The sequence below is a fragment of the Enterovibrio paralichthyis genome (genome assembly GCF_019209835.1).
Lineage (GTDB): Bacteria > Pseudomonadota > Gammaproteobacteria > Enterobacterales > Vibrionaceae > Enterovibrio > Enterovibrio paralichthyis.
This window is the reverse complement of the sequence record NZ_JAHUTS010000007.1, coordinates 46,818-68,467: the sequence shown is the minus strand read 5'-3', so window position 1 is coordinate 68,467 and position 21,650 is coordinate 46,818. Positions and strand designations below refer to the sequence as shown.

Genomic DNA, 21,650 nt, shown 5'->3' with positions numbered 1-21,650 from the left:
TTTCATACCTGCTCTCAATATGAGATGTTATCTATACTTACTTAATTGGTAATAAAATTATCAATATGTGGTTTAAGTCAATTTTCTGTCTTTTTTCTGACAATCTGTCTTGATCTATCAACATCCAATCTAGATAATGCCGCCGTTTATTGGGCTGATATCACATATTTCATGATCTTTATACCAATAAACCAGCATTTGGTTGCAATGCTCTCGTCCCGAGAGGATTGATTGCTTATCACGTTTATTGGTTGGTTTTATGTTCAAAAGATTGGTTTTTGCCAGCATGGTTTTAATGCTGTCTGGCTGTAAATCTACCACACCACCAGATTGGTATGTTTTGGAAACGAATTCAGATTCGGACTATATATACGCGGTAGGTGAAGCTCGAACACTTAATTTGGCTAAAAAGTCAGCGCTAGCAAATATTAATGAACAGCTTTGGACACAGGTAGACTCATCTTTTTCATCCGATGAACAATTTCGTGCAATTAATGACGAATCATTAAAAAACGAGAATGTCCGAAATTCCGTCAATGCAAAATCAGCACAATTAACGTTTACTGGCACTGAGTATCTAAAAACTGACCAGAATGACATCGCCTATTATGTTCAGGCTCGCGTTAAGCGTGAAAATGTTAAAGATCAGTTGCTTGTAGAGCTTTCGCAGATTGAAGAGCAGTCAGTACGTGTTATCAAGAACTTCTCTCATCAAGACAAATTGGTGTGGTGGTTGAACAACAGGGATCTGAGTGATGAAATTTCAGATTATTACGTCCGTGTAGGTATCCTGACCTCGATGGGGGTTAAATATGACACTGAGAATAGTCAACTCATTAGATTGATTCCTAAGGTTAGCCAAGCGAAATCAGATCTGTATGTTTACATACAGCCAGGTCGACAGGATAAAAGAAGCGCAGCATTTATCTCTGAGAAATTTAACTTGGAAGGGATTAGCACAACACAGAAGTGGAGCGCTAAAAACTCTCACGTATTAAAAATGGACTCAGAGTATCGTCAAAGTAAAGTGGGTGATGCATATATCACAACAAAAGTAACTCAACTCACTTTGAAAGATAACAAATCAAGAACTATATCCAGTGGTGAAATAATCTCCACGGGTAATTCGGTATCTAATTTCAAACTATCTCATGAAGGTGCAGAACGTCATTTCTCCCAACAGTTGGAAGAAATAGGGATCTGGCATGCATTGGGATTAACAAAAAAACAATAATATTTGCACTGGAGTATTTAAAGTGTTTAAAAAAGGGTTAGTGGCTGTAGCTGTATCAACTATCTTGACGGGTTGTATTAGTGTTAAAGAGGTTTGTCCTCCTAACACTCAAATCGACATTGAAACATCCAAAACGCCAGCAAAAACGTCTGACGATATTAAAGTCATTGTATTGCCAGTTGATATGGCATTCGACGATGTAGCAAAAGGTCGTCTGCAAACAGTATTCCGCAATGACTTGGAGGCTGTTGTTGAGAAAAGTGGCGCCAAAATGGTAGACCGCAAGCTGGCTAACAAATTAAAAAATGAGATTAAACTGGCAGAGCAAAGCGGTCGCCTGAACACCAAAGGCGTTCCTATTGCAGATCTGGCAATTTTGACTGAAGTGACAGCGAGTGACCTTTCGTACTCTTTTACCGAGCGTAAAGAGAAGACCAATGACGAAGGTGAAACCAAAGTGTACCCAGCGCACTGTGATTTCCGTACTGAAGTAAAAGCAGTGGCCAAAGTCGTGTCGCTGCCAGAGATGGAAGTTATCCAGCGCATTGAGTTTTCGAGCACTGACTATTTCGAATCTGAAACTAATAACTCGCGCTGCCCAATTTCAAATGCGCAATACACCTCTATGGCGAGTGATGCGGCTTCAGACGCAGTAAAACACAACTTTGAGCTGCAGAAACTCCTGGCGCCATCAGCGCCGGTGACGGAAATGCGCCAGTGTGAAGCCGGCACCATGGTTAAAGTGGCAATGGGCTCAGGTAAGCGTATCAAGCCAGGTGCTGATATCTCTTTTTCTCAGGTATTCAAATCTGAGGAGGGTGATATTGAAACCTACACTATTGGCGATGGCTATGTAGTACAACATGAATTAGATGCAGTGAAACCGAGCTTCTCTTGGGTAGCTATCGACGAAGAGCTGTCGTTGAAGTTACGTAAGGGCGACACAGCGAAACTGGTTCCGGAAGAATGTGCTGTTTGGGATGTTAAGTGTCAGCTTGACAACTGGGGTGTTTGATGAAAGCGAAGAGTCTTCTTGCTGCATCGCTGGCACTCGTTCTCTCTGCGTGTTCCAGCAACAACGCGACTGTAGAACAAAGTCAGAACTTTGCTGCTTGTACATTCCCAGATGCACCACAAGTTTCAGCTCCAGGTTGGATCTGTGACGTGATGCCATCTGATATCGCTATCGCAGCAACAGGTTACGCGAAGAAAAGCGCGGCAGGCATGAGCGTCATGCGCAAAATTGCAGCTAACGATGCGCGTGTTGCACTGGCTTCTCAGTTCGAAATCGACGTGAACAATATGTTCAAACAAGCCGTTGAAGGCTCTATGAGCACAACTTCCGCAGAAGGCGCTAGCGAGTCAGTGATGGAGACGTTTGAAAACATCACCAAGACCGTTGTTAGCCGCTCGTTGACTGACAGTCGCGTGTTGGTAAGCCAAGCTAGCCCAACCGGTGGTTTGTATGTATTGGTCGGCATGGATCAGGAAGCATACAAAGTAAACCGTAACGCAGCGATTGATACGGCGACTCAAGACGCCCAGCTATGGAACCAGTTCAACAACGAGAAAGCGGCTGAAGATCTGGCGAACGCGCTTGAATCTCTGAAGCAGCTGTAATCCCGAAACGTTTGAAACGAATTTAAATGAGGTTATCGGAAGATAACCTCTTTTTTATATTGTGAGGTCGTAATGAAAGTGATGGGAAAAAGGACATTTATCTCTGCAGTCATCGCTGTAGCCTTTGCGGGTGGAAGCGCATTTGCATCTGATTCATTTGCTGAGTTGGACAGAGAAGCTGCCCGTATCAAGCAACCAAAATCCCAGCAAATCGAAGAATTTCATGCTTGGTTAGAAGCCTATTTGGATGAGTACGAAGCGTGGCGTGACAATTACACGGCAAATCTCGATAAAGAGCGTGCATCGCTGATTGAACAATGGGGCAGTGGCGATCTTTCTGATGCAACTGTCGCTGTTGATTATTCCGAAGGAAACACAGTTAAAAAAGTCGTTGATTATGAGAACAACACGGCGACAGTTTCTGTCCTTGTAGATGCCGATGCGGATGTTGACGAGGCGCTGGCAGGTATTTCCAGTCTAGAAGTTGATGGTAACAAGCTTGCAGTCACTGGTGTTCAGCCAGACGTTGAGTTTGTTGATTATTCCGCCGAGCAAGAAGCGAAAGAGAAACAATTTGTTCTCGACCATGTTCAGAGCCAGATGCGCGAACTGGACGTTCAGGCAGAGCGCTTGGTTCAAGCTAATACGGGCATACCTGCTTCGTTTATCTACGAACGTGCTTACAAGAAAAAGTTAGCGATTATTCAATCGGCTGCGCCACGCATTTCGGCTATCAGTCAGCAGTTCCAGCAAAAGCGTAAGGAGCTTGGCATTCCTGAGCCCGTACAACTTGCTGAAACGACCAAAACTGAGCCAACAGCACCTGTTCCTGTAACCCCAGTGCCGGAAGTGGCAAAGGAGGCTGCAACCGCAAAAGCGCAGATTGATAAAGATAAGAGTGCAGTTAACGCTACCGAGATAAACGATAACGTCGAAGAGGCTGAAAAGCCTAAAGAGGTATTAGTTAGTGAGGTCGATACGGCTGACGTACCCGAAGTTAAACCTGAGGTAGTAAAGCCAACGCCTGAAGTACAAAAGCCAACGGTTTCAGAAAAGCTATCAGAGCAACTTGCCCAAGTCGCTGAAGTGAAGCCGAAGAAAAAGGTGGTGAGCTACAAGGTGAACCTGCCACAGGGAGCGTTAAAAGAGCGTGCGTCCGCCTACCAGCCGCTGGTTGAAACAGAAAGTGAGCGCTGGGATATCGATGCAGCACTTGTCATGGCAATCATGCACAGCGAATCTTCCTTCCGCCCCGATGCGAAATCTCACGTTCCGGCTTATGGCTTGATGCAGGTAGTCCCTACCAGCGCGGGTCATGACGTGAACAAGCAGATGCGCAACATCGATGCGCCGATGAAGGCCAAAGATTTGTATGTGCCGCCAGTAAACGTAGAAACAGGTACGGCGTATCTGAATATTCTTGAAAAGCGATACCTGAAGTCGATTACCAACGAAGAAAGCCGCATGTACTGCGTAATTGCCGCATACAACACTGGCGCGGGTAACGTTGCAAAAGCATTCAACAAAGATCGTTCAACGAACATCCGTAAGGCTGCAGACGTCATCAATCAAATGTCGCCGGACGAAGTGTATGAGCATCTCATTAACAATCTTCCTTACGACGAAACGAAAAACTACCTACGCAAGGTAAATGGCCGTATTTCCTTGTATCAGTAACCCTGGAGAGATAAGTGTTTAAATATTTTGTCTTTGGTCTCGTTGGCCTGGGCGTTTTTATTGGTGTGCGATTCGCTGACGATATCAAAGAGTACGTCAGTGAAGATGAAATTGAAGCGATTTCCGAGCAGGTAATCGAGTCGGCAATTGAAAAACTGGAAGATCTAAAGGGGTAATGAATGTCGTTAGCTGAGACCAATGAGCAAATGACGGTAGAGGAAGTCACAAAGCGTAACTTGCGTGACCATGTGCGTGAAAAATGGGCCAGAATGATTGCGCTGGTTTCCATCATTGTTATCGCACTAGGCGGGTTTAATGATTCTTGGGATGCCATAGAAAAGCTCTCCAACTTTACGCTATCCCAATTCACGGATATTCCATCTAAAAACAAGTTAGACCGTATTTACATCCGCGCATCAGAAGATGTGTTGGAAGAGACCCTTGGTGCGCCTGTATACGTTAAAAAGACCGCTTCTGGCGAGTTCATCAGATACTATGATGACAAACGCTTTGTGCTTTCTGCCGTCACCCAAGATGGCGCAATCTCAGCACTGTTGGTGTTCCCGAAAGAAGGCTTCTTGCCAAACACTGAAGAGCATGCTGGTGGTGAGCTTTTGTTGGAGCAAAATCTTTCCAATATTGAAAATATCGAAGATGTGAGAGTGAACTACTCGCGCTCTGTGAGCTATTACATTGAGGAAAGTCCGGCAGGTTCATTTGGCAATCTGTATACGTCTGTCGCTGGTTTTACAGAGTTTCTTACGCCACTGGATGATGAAAAGCGCTCTCGCATGTCTGAGTTGTCTGAAGGCTTGATGTTAGGAGACGATATCTCCACACAGATCATTGCTTTCCGCGATTCTACTGTGCCTAACTTCTACGGCTACAGCATGCAAGGACTGGGTATTTTGGAGAATGCGATTCTGACGCTGACTGAGTACCGACTCATTACCAAGTAATGGTTTGTTCAGCGAAGTAAAAGGGAGCCATCTGGCTCCCTTTTTCGTTAGAAGTAGAACACATCAGCCTTAGTGACTGAATCTATTTCCAGCGGGTTAAACAGCGGCTTTGGCAGGTTTAGTGCCGCAACTGCTTCTTTACCTGCAGGGGAAATGCCACCGTCATACTGGATCTCGGTGGTGTTTGGCAAAATGTTAGCCACTACACCCGGGTTCCACGCGGTGAAAAATTCAGTCAGGTCGGTTTGCGTCACGTAAGAAGCACAGAGCATCAGGGCATCGTTCTTTGATAATTCCTGCCCGTAACACATGTTTTTACCTTTCAGGTTCAAGCCTTCTTCACTGTGGTTGCGCCTTAAACGGTGCATTAGCTTGAAGAAGTTGAAACCGTTCATATCCGGGCGTTCAGCCGTTGAATAGAAAGCAGGAATGCTTTCAGCGTCATACCAGTCATTCAAATTGAAAACGGTGTCAGCATACTCCTTCAATTGGGCAAACATCACCAGTCGCTCACCCGGACCACCCGCGCCCCAGGCGTGGCCATTTTCTGCTTTCACAAAATCAGGCGCGATGCGGATATCCCGTTCAACACGTGACATAACACCATGGTGTTTTTGCTGCATGTAGAGGCCGAGAACGTTGTTCGCGACTTCGGTTGCACCGTCAACATTGAGCGGCGCTTCCGCTGCGTTGTGTCCTACTTCATGCCAAATCAACCAGTCGTTGAGTGGTGCTGTTGGAATGTTTTCGCTTTTCGCATTGAAACTGGAGTTCATTACTGGATAGCCAGAATGCGCTGCGCCAACACTGATCGCCACATCATTCACAAAGGCATGACGGTTGTTCGGTGCACCTGAGTGAGTTGCCATCTTGTTGTCTTTGCCTTCTAGGCCTTCATCGCGGGCGTAGAAGTCATTTAGATCGCGCGCAAATTGATCCAGATCTTCTGCAAACTGGCTAACACCGCCTTCAATGTTCGCAGCATTCAGGTTCGCTTTTGGCGCGGTATACACAAAGCTTGCCGATACCACATCCCCAATTGGTGCAGGAGAGTTTTGAGGATTCACCCAACCACCTTTGGAGGAATCAAACAGCGGTGCGGCGACAGTGCCACTGAAGTTGATATGCACGTTTTCGCTGTTACCACCGGAAACGTAAATCAGGCCACCATAAGGCACTGTGAACTCTTGGCTGCCATTTACAGGCAGGGTGAAGCTCTTTTGCATACGAGGTGGACGCTTCAGTGCCAATTCGTGCTTTTCCCGTCCGGTGAGATCATCATGCAATGCAATAGTCACGGTTACCGGGGTGTTGTTGCCGGAAACTGACACAGTGAAAGGTTTATGCGCCTCTGCCCAATGACCCGTTGCCTGACGGTTACCCGCATAGTACGCAACGACCTTGTGACTCATATCCAACGTGAGATTTTCAGCGGCCGCAGAACCAGTAGGCTCACCTGGGAATTCACGGATGTCGACTTTAACGTCGTAATCCCAGAAAGAGCGACCCAGCATTAAGCGGGTTAATGGTTTTTCCATATAGTTAAGCGGGTAGCTTGGGTTCATCATGCCTGCGTATTCACCGGCATCTGAACCGTAAACCATGTTCATGGAAACAAGCTGTTGGCCCAAATCAACAGGACAGGACGTACCGGTGGCTCCCTGATCTTTGGTGTAGCAATTCAGGAACTGGGTGAAGCGCTCAAAACCAAGCTCATCATCCAATCCAGCCTCGTAACGGTACTCTAGATCATTCCAAAGCCAGACCGACATATTGCTGTAGAGACGGTTTAAATCGACGCTGCTCAGACGCTCGCCTTCCTTGCCGCGAGTACGGAAATAACGCTCATGTTGGTAGAGACGCTCAATATTGGTGCCCAGATCAGCCGCTTTGATCATCGCACGGGCTTCATCATTGCCTAAATCAAGCTTGGTATAAATAGGACGAGCCATATCGCCAGTCAGCGGAATGCCGTTCCCCGGACGATACTCCAGGCAATTAATTTCGTAGTGATAGTTCGGCAGAACACACTGTTGATAAGTGCGCTTACCATCCACTTCGAATTTCGACAGCAAATCGTCGATAGCTTTATAAAGTGATTTAGTATCGATAACCGGATGGCCGTCGGACAGATCAAGCTTGCCATTTTCATCCCTGACGAAATGGTCTTCCTCGCGGATAAAGGCTTTGTGCTGAACCTGATTACCTTCGTCATCTTGTTCGACATAGTACGCCGTTTCCAACTCAGGTTTTTTGCCGGGTGGGGATTCCAGTAAGTGTTCCCAAACCACATTGCCATCTTCATCAATAGTGTATGGTAAGGTTGGCAGTTCACCGGCGCCAGAAGCTTTAGCTGGGTAGTGCTCAATGATGTACAAGCCATATTCGCGGTTAGAACGAACGCGATCAGCGTAACCATCATTCGGGCCATTGCCAGTAGGAACGACAGATTCACCCATACCGAAAGCAATACCTGCAGCATCAAGCAGGCGACCCAGTTCACCCGCATTGTTTGTGCGGCGAACGGTTTCCATAACAAGGATGCTTCCGCCTTTGCTGGTGTATTCAATCAGCGCATTCACATCCTCTTTGCTCAACTTAGGTTGTGAAGTGTTGGCTGTGTGTGGCGGGAGGTAAACATCACCAGTTGCACCGTTGTATTCAAATCCATTCAGGATCAGCAAAGGCATATCTTTCGGATTCAGATCCGAAAAATCTGAAACCTGATGGGTGTCGACGTTGAAGTCCTTAGCGATAACGTAGTCAGCTCTATGGCCGAGTGTAATAGTGCCCCGCGTAAAGTAGACGTGAGGGATATTGGTGCCCACACTGATACGCTCACCTTCGGCGCGGTTGGTGAGATAGCGGAAGACATTGCTGAAGAAGTTCTTCATATCATCGCCATCTTTGTTAGATGTGCAGGATTGATCCGCTCCCCATGAGTAATGAGTAGGGCAAACCAGGATGGAGTTATAGCGGGCATTGCCCATCACCATGATTTTGCCTTGGCCCAATTCGCCAATGCTGACAAATGGAAGGTTAAAGGTAGCAGTGTTACCACCCACTTTGGCCGGACGCTCGATGGAAGGCGCTTCGGTCACATACGCCAGACCGTGCTCATCGTAAGCTTTCGGTTCCCCAAACGAGATCCAGTAGTTGTTATCGTTGCGCGCCATCATTACTGGGAATGCGCGGTTGGAGATATTCACTGCCGCCTGACCACGCGCTCCACCTACACTGCCGTAGAACCAGGTCGCGTCAGCAAAAACGTGGAATTTATCGACCGGCTTCCAACCTTCGGCTACCGCATCATTAATACCCCAAAGCTTGTTAATCTCGCCCTGAATATTGGCAAGATCATCGGTGGCATTCCGGATTTGGCTCTCTTGAGTAAAACGCGATTGAGACGTCAAACAGCCGCTTGGACACAGCACTTCATCAATTTGCTTGGCTATGCCGCTATTGAACTGGGTTTCAAACTCCGCTTTGACGGTCTGTGTTGTGCCATTACCTAATGCCAGTTCGGTGTCTTTGTCATTGAGCGACAGCGAGATCGCTTCATTAATAACGTTTGGATAGAGGGCAAACGTGGCGGCAACCGCATCCGAAATAACCAAAAGTTCGCCGTCAACTTTTGCGTAACGCTTTACCAAGGCTTCGGCATTGCGTCCGCGCTGGTCTTCACCAAGTTCAGATAAAGTGAACGCAGTTTTATTACCGCGGATTTCACCCAGCTCAAAAGTATCAATGCCAAACGAAATGGAATCGCCCCAAACAAACTCAAACTGACCGAGATCGTTGGTCTTACCGCGGGATGAACGGCTGTAGTAGGAGATACCTTCAACAGGAAGCCCTGCAGAATCTGTCAACACACCTTGAGATGTAATCGCCTCTTCGGGTTTGTATTGATATGCCTCTTCTGCGTTGGCTGAAACGAAACCTGCGTTGAGGTCAGTTGACGTGCCTGGCGTCACTTCAGGCTCTACCTCAGGAACGTGGGAGCTTGGCAGTTTGTCTGCCAGGTTTTCTTCGGCAGGTTTTTCTTCCAGCAGTTTGTCGAATTCTTCCGCCGGTAAGGTCAGGTCATTGTTATACGCGGATGCAAACGCCAGTTTGTCCTGAGTGGTTGTCAGCGCGATATCGATTTGATTGCCATTCGCTGGCGAAACGGACTTCAGCAGTGCGATAGCGTTACGTGCTTTGTTTTCGTCACCGTCAAATTCGAGCGCATCTGCCAATTTAAGGCGATGTCGGGCAATCGCTTCGCCAGAGCGCGGTTTTAGATTGCCAAACACATTGTCAAAGGATGCCAGCACGGTGCCTTCATAGTCACAAATGATGCTGTCATTCTGGGAGAATTCAAACTGATGTGCGGGAGCGCCATTGCAGGTCACTGAGTCTCTAAATACAAGTGAACCGTCTAGAGAGAATTCACCGGCAATCATAGGGTCAGGCATACCAATATCAGGAGAGCCGTCAGTCCCTTCTTCAGGTAAGACAGGTGGAGGAAGTACAGACTGATTCAAGTCAGTGTCATCGTTACAGCCTGCGAGTGCAGCTACGATGAGCAGTGATAATAGTTTTTTCTTATGCATTCTCGTTCCTTTAAACCACACAGGTGGTAAAAATGATTTTTTCTTTGTTTTTTAAGAAAAAAGGCGGCAATTTTTACAGCAAGAATTGGTAAGAAACGAGAACTATTTTATGAATACTGAACGAATGCCCAGTTTGGCAACGGATTGATTAAACCTTGTACTTTTAAGAGGTTAAGACTTGCGCTGACTGGGGGCGCTGGCGAAAAAAAGCCAGACCGAAGTCTGGCTTTCCGTAGCGATTAAAGCGGGAGAGTATCAGTACTCGCCCCAGCTGACTTTTACTGAATCACCGGCGGGTTTACGGCGTGGTTTAATGGAACGATTACCGTTGTTCGCGCGCGGCTTTTGTGCACTGTCGCCTTGTGGCTTTTGCTGTGATTGACCTGCTTTTGCAGGATTGCCATTGCGGTTACCGTTACGGGTACCTTCGCGGCGTGGTTTGTTTTCGCCTGAACCTTGCTCACGGTTTGATTGATCGCGTTTTTGTTCTGGCTTGCCCTGACCATTTTGGCGTGGCTTACCGTTTGCGGCACTTGGCTTTCTGCGCTGCGCAGGTTTATCACCACGCGGCTTGCTACCCGCTTGGCCTTCAGCTTTCACTTCTTTGTTTTGCGCTTGTGGCTTCTTCGGCTTTTTAGGCTTCTTCGCCTTGATAGGGCGGGTATCCAGTGCTTTTTCCGGAAGCGCAGTGGAAGGTTTGAAACCTGACAGCTCTTCGCGTGGCAGCAGTTGCTGGATCAAACGCTCGATACCGAACAGATCGTCCGCTTCATCTGCACACACCAGCGAAACCGCTTTACCGGCTTCACCCGCGCGACCAGTACGTCCAATGCGGTGCACGTAGTCTTCGGCCACGTGTGGAATTTCGAAGTTCACCACTTGTGGCAACTGAGGAATGTCGATACCACGTGCAGCGATGTCGGTTGCTACCAACACGCGAACGTCGCCGGATTTGAAATCAGCCAGTGCTTTGGTACGTGCGCTTTGACTCTTGTTACCGTGAATTGGCGCAGCAGTGATGCCTTCGTCATTCAGGAAGTGTGAAAGCTTGTTTGCGCCGTGTTTGGTACGGGTAAACACCAGTACCTGTTTCCAGTTGCCATCTTTGATGAGCTTGGAAAGCATCGCTGGTTTCTTTTTCTTGTCAGCCGGGTAAACCAGTTGCTCAACCGTGCGTGCGGTGGAGTTTGCCGGTGTCACTGAAATTTCAACCGGGTTGTTCACCAGCCCTTTAGCCAGATCGCGGATTTCAGCGGAGAAAGTCGCTGAGAAAAGCAGGTTCTGACGGTTTTTCGGCAGCAGGTCCAGGATCTTTTTAATGTCGCGGAAAAAGCCCATGTCCAGCATGCGGTCTGCTTCATCCAGCACCAGCACTTCAAGCTGAGAGAACTTCACAGCGTTTTGCTGGTACAAATCCAGCAGACGACCCGGTGTCGCCACCAGAATGTCAGTGCCCTTACGCAGCGCCATCATCTGTGGGTTGATCTTCACACCACCGAAAACCACGTTTGAACGCAGGCGCGTGTGGCGGCTGTAAACCACGGCGTTTTCGTGGATTTGCGCTGCAAGCTCGCGGGTAGGCGTCAGGATCAGAGCGCGAACATGGTTTGGTTTGGTGCGTTGGCCATTGTCCAGACGCTCCAGAATAGGCAGAACGAAACCTGCGGTTTTACCTGTACCTGTCTGCGCGGCAGCCATCACGTCTTTGCCTTCCAGCACTGCAGGGATAGCCTGAGCCTGAATTGGAGACGGTGTGTCGTAGCCTTTTTCCTGAATGGCGCGAAGGATTGGCGCAGAAAGACCTAAAGCGGTAAAACCCATATATTCGTTTCTCATTTGATGGATGCCGAACAGCGGCAAAGGGGCGCTATTCTGCGCTTTTCATTTGGGTTGGGCAACGAATATCTGAAACCGCTTGTTTAGCAAGGCAGTTCCCATCCATAAATTCGCAGCTTCTGTCATGGCAACTTTCCGCTATGAGCAACAAAGCAACACGCGAAAGCCTGACATTCATGTCTGGGATTTCAATCAGCCAGCCTTACTATCTATACGCATGTTCTCGCTTAAATTATTTTTTCTGAAAATAGAACGCTCGTGCCTAAAAAGGTTTACATTCGCTTTAATGCCTTGAATTCTGTCTTTTATCTCGATGAATCTTGCGTATATGCATCCAGTGTAACACCTCGCTTCTCTTATTCTTGGGACACATTTCTGGACAATTCTTAGCCATTCTCCCTTGTGTATTGCAGCACCGATACTCTGTCTGTTGTAGTAGTAGATAAGTCGTCAAGGGACTCAGCCAGAACAACGTGCCGCTTTCCAACGCCTGTATGAAAGAGCAAATTGTCTTGGTTTGAGGAGGTTACCCATGCCAGTCGCATTGACTTATCCCGGCGTCTACATTCAGGAGATTCCCAGCGGCGCACGGTCTATCAGTGGTGTCGCCACGTCAATCGCCGCGTTTGTCGGCAACTTTTCCCGCGGCCCATTAGATACGCCAGTGCGCATGTTCCACGTCGGCGATTTTGAGAAACATATGGGTGGCGTGGAACGCAACAGCGAAACCAGCTACGCCGTCTCACAGTTTTATGCCAATGGTGGCGGTGAAGCGATCGCTATCCGTGTCGGAGGTGGTACTACCGGCAGCATGGAAGTGGAAAGCTGGGACGGTGCAGCCTCGCTGGTATTTGATGCTGGCCGCCAATTCCAGGATCAACAAGTGGATGACCCCGGTAGCTGGAACAACCATATCCGCGTCGACATTGACTACCTGACCTCTGATCCCGCCAATCTTTTCAATCTTTCCGTCACTGAGATCAATCATGTCGATGGCCTTGAAGTGCCTGTGCGGAGCGAGGTCTATCGCAATGTTTCTATGGTTGAAACCCATTCGAGATACGTCGTCTCAGTTGTAAACGACGATTCGCAGATGGTTTTTATCAGCAAAGGCACTGTGGGCAACAGCATGCCCGCCCCAACCGGTTACTACTCAGGCGTGCAAACGATCGCAAACTATGCAGGCATGGCGGACAACAACGCCATGGATATTGATTTGGGCAATGGCACAACGCTTTCTGTGGCGCTCGACGCAACGACCAAGCCGACGACCATCGCGGAAGCGGCGCTGATGCTGCAAAACGCCATTCGTGATACCCAACCCGCCGATCCGTTGTGGGCACAGTGCCAGGTGGTCGCCAGAGGCGATCGTATCGCCATCTACACAGGGCGAAACAGTACCGATTACCGTGCTGGGCAAGTCGTTAGCATTGCTGATACCGCAGGGGATTTTGGTGCGGTTACCGGTCTGGCAGGCAGTGGTGAGGCCAACGTACAACAGTACGCCATGAACACCGCCGCCCCCGCCGGGTTCCAGAGCGCGGCGACAGCCGGAGCCAATGGCGCCGCGCCAACCGCTGCGCAGCTTCGCGGTAATCGCAACCTGCGCACCGGTATCTATGCGCTCGAAGACGTTGATTTGTTCAACTTGCTGGTGATCCCGGAAGCATCAGGCCTGGGGTCGGTCGCCAATCTTTCCAGCGTAATGAGCCCCGCCATTTCCTATTGCGAGGAGCAACGTGCTTTCCTTTTGATTGACCCGCCACCGGACGCCAACAGCACAGAAGAAGCCATTGCCTGGTTGGATGAAGCCGCCGGAGCAGGGTTGCGCCACCGTAACACGGCAGCGTTTTACCCCAGTGTTCAAATTCCTGATCCGCAAAATGACAACCGTCTGCGCACTATCGCCCCAAGCGGCACCATTGCAGGATTAATGGCACGCAAAGACGGTGACGAAGGGGTATGGACTGCCGCAGCGGGCATCACCGCCAGCCTTCGTAATGTCATCAGTTTTAACCACACCATGACCAACAATGAGATCGGCCAGCTCAACCCGATTGGGCTTAATTGCCTGAGAAACGGCGGCATCAGCGGCAATATTGCCTGGGGTGCCCGAACCCTTCGGGGGGCGAACGAGTTGGCGTCAGAGTGGGCCTATATTCCGGTTCGCCGCACGGCCTTGTTCATAGAAGAGTCTTTGTTCCGTGGTTTGCAATGGTCGGTGTTCCGTCCGAACGATGAAGATCTCTGGGCGGAAATTACCTTGGCAGTGACCAATTTTATGCAGAGCCTCTTCCGTCAAGGTGCCTTTCAGGGCAGCTCTCCCGATCAGGCTTTCAGGGTCAAATGTGACGGCGAAACCACCACCCAAGCAGATATCGATGCCGGTATCGTCAATGTGCAGGTTGGCTTTGCGCCGCTGAAACCGGCTGAGTTTGTGGTGGTTAGTCTGCAGTTGATGAATAACAGCGGTAGCTAGAGTCTGTTGACTTTAGGTCGCGGTCAGTCTTTTTGAACTGACATCGCCAATCAATGAATCACAGTGAGGAAGCACGATGTCTCAGCTAAACGTAAACGGACAGCGGGTTGTGCCTTATCCGGGCTATAAATTCATCGTCAAAGAAGAGGGTGGAGACGTCCTCGCCGCCGTGCAGAAAGTCTCTGGCCTTAGTAAATCGGTCGAAGTGAACGAATACCGTTCAGGAGGGGATCCCTCCCATACCCGTAAGTCGCCTGGTCAGGTGAAATTCGAAGCCATCACGCTGGAACGCGGCGTCACCGAAAACCTGCAATTTGAGCAATGGGCAAACAAAGTGTGGCGGATTGGTACTCAGCTGGGTGGGGAAGTCTCGCTGGCGGATTTTCGCAAGAACATCATTATCGATGTGCTTAATGAAGCGGGACAGAAGGTACTGAGTTACGCCGTTTACCGTTGTTGGGTGTCGGAGTACAAGCCCATCCCGGCGCTGGATGCCACCAGTTCGTCTTTCATGATCCAGTCAATCAAGATGGAAAATGAGGGATGGGAGCAACTTAGCGTATCGCCGCCGAAAGAACCTAGCTTTGTCCATCCTGAGCAGTGAGTAAGCTGTCATGCGGGTTTCGTTCGCGCCGTTAAACGACAATCAACGTCTTGCGCTCTGGGAAGCCGGAGCGGAAGCACCCGTCTATGCGCGATGTGAAGCCATGCTTCACGCTTACGTCTCCTCGGCAGCGAACCACGGTGTAGATGTGACGGCGTGGACACTCGCAGGGCGCGACCATTTTCTGCTCCATGCGTTTCAGCAACAGTTTGGTGAACAGCTGGATGTGGAAGGGCAATGCGCCGCGTGTGACACCAAGCAGCAACTGATGTTTTCAGTGTCTGATGTCTTGGCAAGTTGTTCTGAGGCCTTAAGTGCCGCGCAGGTTTCATCCACTGAGATTGAAAGCGATGCCTACGAACCGGGTTATCAGCCGGTGTCCCTAATGAATGTTCCTTGCCAAATGCGGTTGCCGAGCGTTGGTGATTTACGCCTTGTGGCGCAAAGCGGGGAACCTTTGATGACGTTTGCTGAATGCGTGATTGAACCTTCTGCTTTTAGCGATGTGGCTGCATCGTTGGAAACGGGAGGGGATTGGCAAGGGCTTTTTGATGACATCGAAGCGCAACTTTTGGCGATTGAGCCACTTTCCATCGTGTCCCTCAATGCCCGTTGCCCGGATTGCGGCGCAGAAACGGCGCACCAGTTTGATATCGCCAGTCAATATTGGGCAAGGCTGACAGCAGACGTAGAGCAGCAGTTCTGGGATGTGCACATTCTGGCGTCTGCATACGGTTGGTCGAGCCATGACATTCTTGCCATGTCGCCGGCAAGACGCCGTCGTCACGTGGCAATGGTTACCGAAATGTGAGGGTTGGGGTATGAGTCAGTTGAGGCAGTTCCTTCAACGTAACCTGCATGGACAACAGACACTCAAGCCTGTTGTGCGCTCGTACTATGCCCACTCACCAACAACCAAACAGGGTTTTTCTTACACTGGTAGTGACAGTGTCACATATGAGGGTGTCTCAAATAATATAGGTGGTACTGACGGAGTCCAAGGTGAAATGGGCAGTGATTCACTGACCGACACGCCGAACCCTTCGTCACCTGCAAGAAGGCTGCAGGTCACGAGCCATGAAGCCGCTCCCCAACCTGCAAAACCGGCTGATGATGCTCAACTGACCGACCACAGCGCTTCAAATACTGCCCATTTCCAGCAAACCGCGAGCGCGTCACGGCATGGCTTATCGAAAACTGATCCAAAGACGGTACCGAGCAGCGATTCTTCCCTGAATTCTCCGGAGAACCTGGAAGCATTGCATTTGTCAGCTGCAGATCATTCAACTGCGGATTTTGGTGGGGAAGTCACTCCCCGACACGCAGACTACGTAAGGGATCCTGAGACGCCAACGGCGTATTCAGGCCCTAATCCGCCGGAAGAAAAGTTTCCGCCCGTTGGCAGTCCTGCCAAACGCCGTGATTTTACTCGCGAAGTGGCTGCCTCCATTTTCAGCCAACAGCCGGTTTCAGAGCCTCGACCCAATCCAACCTCCGCTGCGTCAATGCGGAAACAGAGTGAAGGGCAGACGCCGCATGCAAACCATGATGTCTCCGTTTCTGTCACTATCCGCGAAGTGAACATTGTGCCGCCCGCAGCGCCGGTGAAAGAAAAACCAAGCTGGCAGCCGCCGAAATCCCTGTCGCAATACCTGAGTGAGCGGGAGGGTAAACGATGAGCAGCGCCCTTGCCATTGCCGGTGTCACCCAATTGCTTCGTGATTTGTTGAACGATGGATTGGTGGATCATGATGTCGGTGCGCTGGTGAACACCAATGTCACCGTGCATGCACTAGCTCCGGATGTGATGCTGGCGCGTGAAGAAGACAGCGGCCCTGCGCTGAACGTATTTCTCTATCACACCGATGTGAATGGCGCGTGGTCAAATTCTTGCCTGCCAACCCGCGACAGGGAAGGGATGCGGGTCAACAACACGCCGCTGCCGCTTGATTTGTATTATCTGGTCTGTGCCTACAGTACCGCGGATCTGCATAACGACGTACTTTTGGGTTATGCCATGCAGATCCTGCACGAACACCCCGGTTTTACCCGCGCGGAGATCCAAACTGCGTTGAACCCATCGCCTGCGATTGCGGCCGGTTTGCCGCCACTGTTGCAAGCGCTGGCAGATACCGGACTGGCGGATCAGGCCGAAGCACTGCGCATCGCACCCCATTTTATGCCGGTGTCAGAAATGGCGTCGCTCTGGAGTGCGCTGCAAAGCCATTACCGCCCCTGTGCGGCTATCCGTGTCTCGACCGTGTTGATCCAGGCAGAACTTGCTACCCGCGAAGCACTGCCGGTACTGACTATCGGCAGTGACAACCGCGGCGCAGATGTCACCCCAAGCCTGATCCCGCCACTGCCAATGCTGCAGCGCATCATTCCGCCCGCATTGCAATCGAGCGCCCGATTGGGTGATATCTTCGATGTGGAAGGGATGTCGCTGGACGGCACCAATCCGCGCTTTACCTTTGAGCACGTTGCCTTGCCAATCACCCACACAGTGAATGCAGCTGCTGGCGGCAGCGCGCGGACACAATCGGTGCCAGTACCTAACGCACCGGCAACCTGGGCATCCGGCGTCTATTCCATTCACTTTACGGCTGATGACGCAGGGCGGCCACAGGATTCGAATCGCTTATCAGTACAAATCGCCCCCGTGATGACCTTGCCGCCACAAAGCGTAAACCGCGCAGGTTCCACGGTGACAGTCACCGTCCGTGTCAGCCCACATTGTCACCCCGGCCAGCAGGCAAGCCTGTGGCTTGGCAGCGAAGGCGCGCAGGCAGAGACAGTCACTGCAGTGACAGACACCCTGGTGTTTGTATTCGGGCCGATTGACGCGGGGAATTATCCGGTCAGGCTGCGTGTAGACGGTGTCGACAGCTGGTTTATCCTGCGTGACAGGCCACCTATTGCGCCTGATTTCGCACCAAGGCCGCCAGTGTACGATCCAACGCAGGTAGTGGTGGTGCCATGACAGAATCCATCCAACCCTTACATGCAGTGAACGGCCGCAAAGGACAGGCGCAGGGTGATTCCGCTTATGACGCCCAAAGCGCGACTCAAAGCGAGGCCCAAAATGAGGCAATGGCGCGTTGGCAGACGGAAAACAATGCGCATTTGATGGCGCTTTCGGCCTGGGTGTTGAGCCGGCTGGAAAGTAATGAAACCCAGCATCCCATTCCGCAATCACCAGATATTCAACCGCCAACGGCGTTTGCCCTTATCTCGCGGCAGTACCGGCTGTCAAAGGGCGATCAGGCGGTGTTAGCGTTATCGATAGCGACGGCGGTGGACGCCCGTGTGGCGCAAAAATGTGGGGAGCTGGTGGGCATTGCCCATGGCGAAACGCCGACCATGTCTCTGGCATTGGCCTGTTTTCCTGAGGTGGATTGGAGCGTTTTTTCTCCTCATGCGCCGCTTCGATACTGGTTGCTGGTGGAGTGGCAGCCAGCGGGGAATGGTGATGCCCGTCTGGTTATCGACGAGCGGGTGCTGAATTACGTCCGTGGACTGAACTATATCGACGAGCGGCTAAGTGTTCTATTGGAGCCGCCTAAAGCGGATTTCTCATCTTCCCTGATGCCTTCGCAACAAAAACAGCTGCAAACCGCCATCAACTACCTGAACCAGACCCATGGCAGCGCGGTATCGATTGAGCTGTATGGTGACGATACCGAAGCGAAAACCTTGATGGCAACCGCCATCGCCCAGCGTTTGAACCTTGATTTACAGCGAATAAACTTGGCATCCATCCCCAGCCATGCAGCGGATCTGGATGCACTCGCCAGGCTCTGGCTGCGCGAATCCAGCCTGACGCCCTTGTTGCTGTTGATTGATGCCAGCAACGACGGCGCAAGATCGCCCGCTCTAAAACAGTTTGTTTCCCGCATTGGCGGATTAACGCTGGTGGATGCAGGGCATGCGCCTATCGGTGTCAGTGCAGACAGCCTGCCGCTGTTGGTTTCCCGACCCACGGTGGATGAGCAGCGGTCGCTCTGGCAAACGCACTTATCTTCAGACTCCCTTTTGTCGTCCCGCCTTGCCGAGCAATTTGCCCTCAGCGAGCAGGAAATCAGCCAGTTCACCCGCATTGCACTGTCAGAAAGTAGCGCCAGTGAGACGGATTTTTCAAAGGCAATCTGGCGTATCTGTCAGCGCCGTGCCTCGGCCGAGCTTTCAAAACTGGCGAGCAGAATCGAATGCAAAGCCAACTGGGATACCCTGGTGTTACCTGAAGCCCAGACCAAGCTTCTCAAGCAACTTACCGCCCAGGTCGAGCTTCGTAACCGGGTTTACCAGCAGTGGGGATTTCGCGAGCGCATGAGCCGTGGGCTGGGAATAAGCGCCATGTTTGCCGGTGAAAGCGGTACGGGGAAAACCATGGCGGCGGAAGTGATTGCTAATGCGTTGAACCTCGACTTATACCGCATTGACCTCGCCAGTGTTATCAGCAAATACATCGGCGAAACGGAAAAACGGCTGCGGGAGTTATTTCAAGCTGCAGAGCGTTGCGGGGCCATGCTGTTTTTCGACGAAGCTGATGCTCTGTTCGGTAAGCGCGGCGAAGTGCGTAACAGCAACGACAGATTTGCCAACATCGGTATTGATGATTTGCTTCAGCGTATTGAGATGTACAACGGCGTGGCGATTTTGGCGACCAACCTGAAATCGGCAGTCGACAAAGCCTTTCTGCGCCGCCTGCGTTTTGTGATTGATTTCCCTTTCCCGGGGCCTGCCGAGCGCGAGCGCATCTGGCGCACGGTTTTCCCTGAACAAACCCCGCTGTCGGAAGACATGAATCCAGCGCGTCTCGCCAAACTTAACCTGACTGGCGGCAGCATTCACAACGTGGCGCTGAATGCTGCATTTTTATCAGCGCAACAGGGGGAATCGGTTTCCATGCGCGCTGTGATGGAAGCGGCTGCGGTGGAAATGCAGAAACTGGATCGTCCTATTAAATCGGGGGATCTGGATTATGTCTGAATGCGTGATGGCGCCCGTTGCCAAAAAACCGGCTGTTGTGAAAGATTCGGCACCCAACGCAGACAGGCCCCAGGGTGTCATTCAGCGAAAATGTGCTTGCGACCACGCGCCTGCAACCAGTACACCTTGTCCCGCGTGTGCAGCGAAAGCGGCACTGGCTGCCCAAAGCCCCATTTTGACCAAACCTTCATCGTCGGGCAGTGCCATTGCGCCGGACGGTGACATGCCGGAGTCCCTTCGTCAGCGCGCAAGGGAAACGTTCGGTCAGGCTTTGCCGGATGTGCAGTTTTACACCGGCGGCAGGGCGCAGCATTACACCCGTTTGCTTCAGGCCAAAGCCTTTACGGCGGGTAGAGATGTCTATTTCGGTGCCGGATTTTACCGCCCAGATACGCCGGAAGGGCTGCGCTTGATAGGCCATGAACTCACCCACGTTGTGCAACAACGCCGCGGGCTGGCGTTTTCAAAGCTTCACGGTGAAGGCGACACCTATGAGCAGGAAGCCGATCGCGGTGGCGATGCGTTTGCCGCCGGTGAACGCTTCGAAGTGTCGTCGCCACAAGGTGCGATTGGACGGTTTCCACAAAGGATGGGGGCGGAGGAGTCCGCCGAAGCTGTGGGTCTGGATGAACCCACACACGATCTCGATTTTCTCGGCGAAATGATGGAAGAAAGTGAGGTCGAAGATCTCTTTACCGATATGCAATCACTGGAAACCGCCGATCAGAAGCTGTATCTCATCCCGGAATCGGCGGTGGAATCGTTTGGCGACAACAGTGGGCAACCTGCCGCTCCCGCCCCGTTTCCACAAGCCAAATTGCTTGATGGGGTTTCACGCAGCAAACGCCTTCCAATTATCCAGCGCGCCGTTGTCGCAGGGTGTCAAGTACCTACCATGACCATGGGACAAATCGGGGTCGTGGCACACCGTCAAATCGGTGGGTTCTGTGGCCTGTTGCATCAGGCAATTTCGCCGTCTACGCCTTGTCTGGGTGGCGGACATCCGGGGTTCCAAATCCCTGGTTCTACCCGTCCTGACATGGTGAAGCAATATACAGCAGGACCATTTATTGATGAGGTCGGCGAGATCAAACCAGCGTCTTGGCTTAATGGCCGTCAAGCGGATGCCGAAGCGCAGCTGAACCGCGATATCGCCAATTACCAAGCCATCATTGGCCCAGCGACCACCATGTGGTCGTATGCATTCCCAACCATGCCTTTTGTTGCCAACCCACTGCAGAACATTGATGTCTGGCCTGCTTTGGGCGGCGCAGCGTCAAATGGCGTGTATTACTACCGTTGCCGCAACACGCGGAGAAGACGGGTACCGCGCAGGGTCAGGATCCGGGTGCGTTTGCCTGTGCCTGTTTTATTGCCGCGCACCGTGCCCAGAGTGGTGCCAACGCCGACCCCTGTCCCGGTGCCAAGGCCTGCTCCCCGTCCTGCGCCAAGACCGGTCGAGCCGCAGTCTGAGCCTTGGGAAATGCCAGAATTGCCAGAGATGCCTGATTTGCGTCCGGCGGTTAAACCGGTCGTGGCAGGGGCTGCAGCTGTCGGGCTTGGCTATCTCATCTACCGCGGCGTAAGGATGCTTCCGTCACTGGCACCACCGTTATGGTGGACAATTCCCGGCAATCTGGCGGTGCCTTAGGAG

Annotated in this window: 15 protein-coding genes; 13 read left to right on the top strand and 2 right to left on the bottom strand. The window is 51.2% G+C overall.

The features are described from left to right. The first annotated feature begins 259 nt into the window (after window positions 1-259). The 6 genes from KU854_RS10520 (at window position 260) to KU854_RS10495 (ending at window position 5,490) form a co-directional block, all read left to right on the top strand. Complete coding sequence (locus KU854_RS10520; RefSeq protein ID WP_218358516.1) at window positions 260-1,234, top strand: LPP20 family lipoprotein; 975 nt, start codon at window positions 260-262, stop codon at window positions 1,232-1,234. A gap of 22 nt (window positions 1,235-1,256) precedes the next feature. Further along, a complete protein-coding gene (locus tag KU854_RS10515; RefSeq protein WP_218358515.1) occupies window positions 1,257-2,249 on the top strand; it encodes a hypothetical protein in 993 nt (330 codons plus the stop codon). Then, a complete protein-coding gene (locus KU854_RS10510; RefSeq protein ID WP_218358514.1) occupies window positions 2,249-2,854 on the top strand; it encodes an LPP20 family lipoprotein in 606 nt (201 codons plus the stop codon). Before KU854_RS10515 ends, KU854_RS10510 begins: the two co-directional genes overlap by 1 nt. Window positions 2,855-2,935: 81 nt before the next feature. After that, entirely contained in the window at window positions 2,936-4,531 is a 1,596-nt protein-coding gene (locus tag KU854_RS10505) for a transglycosylase SLT domain-containing protein (RefSeq protein ID WP_255555519.1), read from the top strand. Window positions 4,532-4,545: 14 nt separating this feature from the next. After that, a complete protein-coding gene (locus KU854_RS10500) occupies window positions 4,546-4,707 on the top strand; it encodes a hypothetical protein (protein WP_218358512.1) in 162 nt (53 codons plus the stop codon). A gap of 3 nt (window positions 4,708-4,710) precedes the next feature. Then, on the top strand, window positions 4,711-5,490 hold the full coding sequence (locus KU854_RS10495; protein WP_218358511.1) for an ETEC_3214 domain-containing protein: 780 nt from the start codon (window positions 4,711-4,713) through the stop codon (window positions 5,488-5,490). 47 nt (window positions 5,491-5,537) lie between these two features. Here the strand turns inward: KU854_RS10495 and KU854_RS10490 are convergent, their stop codons facing one another. Beyond that, window positions 5,538-10,085, bottom strand: a complete 4,548-nt coding sequence (locus tag KU854_RS10490; protein WP_218358510.1) for an SslE/AcfD family lipoprotein zinc metalloprotease — start codon at window positions 10,083-10,085, stop codon at window positions 5,538-5,540. Window positions 10,086-10,340: 255 nt separating this feature from the next. Beyond that, window positions 10,341-11,906, bottom strand: a complete 1,566-nt coding sequence (locus KU854_RS10485; protein ID WP_218358651.1) for a DEAD/DEAH box helicase — start codon at window positions 11,904-11,906, stop codon at window positions 10,341-10,343. A gap of 547 nt (window positions 11,907-12,453) precedes the next feature. Between KU854_RS10485 and KU854_RS10480 the strand changes: the two genes are divergently transcribed. The 7 genes from KU854_RS10480 (at window position 12,454) to KU854_RS10450 (ending at window position 21,647) form a co-directional block, all read left to right on the top strand. After that, on the top strand, window positions 12,454-14,400 hold the full coding sequence (locus KU854_RS10480; protein ID WP_218358509.1) for a phage tail sheath family protein: 1,947 nt from the start codon (window positions 12,454-12,456) through the stop codon (window positions 14,398-14,400). A 76-nt stretch (window positions 14,401-14,476) separates the two neighbouring features. Further along, on the top strand, window positions 14,477-15,004 hold the full coding sequence (locus tag KU854_RS10475; protein ID WP_054778626.1) for a phage tail protein: 528 nt from the start codon (window positions 14,477-14,479) through the stop codon (window positions 15,002-15,004). A 10-nt stretch (window positions 15,005-15,014) separates the two neighbouring features. Then, on the top strand, window positions 15,015-15,815 hold the full coding sequence (locus tag KU854_RS10470) for a hypothetical protein (protein ID WP_218358508.1): 801 nt from the start codon (window positions 15,015-15,017) through the stop codon (window positions 15,813-15,815). 10 nt (window positions 15,816-15,825) lie between these two features. Then, complete coding sequence (locus KU854_RS10465; RefSeq protein ID WP_218358507.1) at window positions 15,826-16,683, top strand: hypothetical protein; 858 nt, start codon at window positions 15,826-15,828, stop codon at window positions 16,681-16,683. Further along, complete coding sequence (locus tag KU854_RS10460) at window positions 16,680-17,987, top strand: Pvc16 family protein (protein ID WP_218358506.1); 1,308 nt, start codon at window positions 16,680-16,682, stop codon at window positions 17,985-17,987. The genes KU854_RS10465 and KU854_RS10460 overlap by 4 nt, the downstream gene beginning before the upstream one ends. Then, entirely contained in the window at window positions 17,984-19,996 is a 2,013-nt protein-coding gene (locus tag KU854_RS10455; RefSeq protein WP_218358505.1) for an ATP-binding protein, read from the top strand. Before KU854_RS10460 ends, KU854_RS10455 begins: the two co-directional genes overlap by 4 nt. Next, entirely contained in the window at window positions 19,989-21,647 is a 1,659-nt protein-coding gene (locus KU854_RS10450) for an eCIS core domain-containing protein (RefSeq protein WP_255555518.1), read from the top strand. The genes KU854_RS10455 and KU854_RS10450 overlap by 8 nt, the downstream gene beginning before the upstream one ends. Window positions 21,648-21,650: the final 3 nt, after the last annotated feature.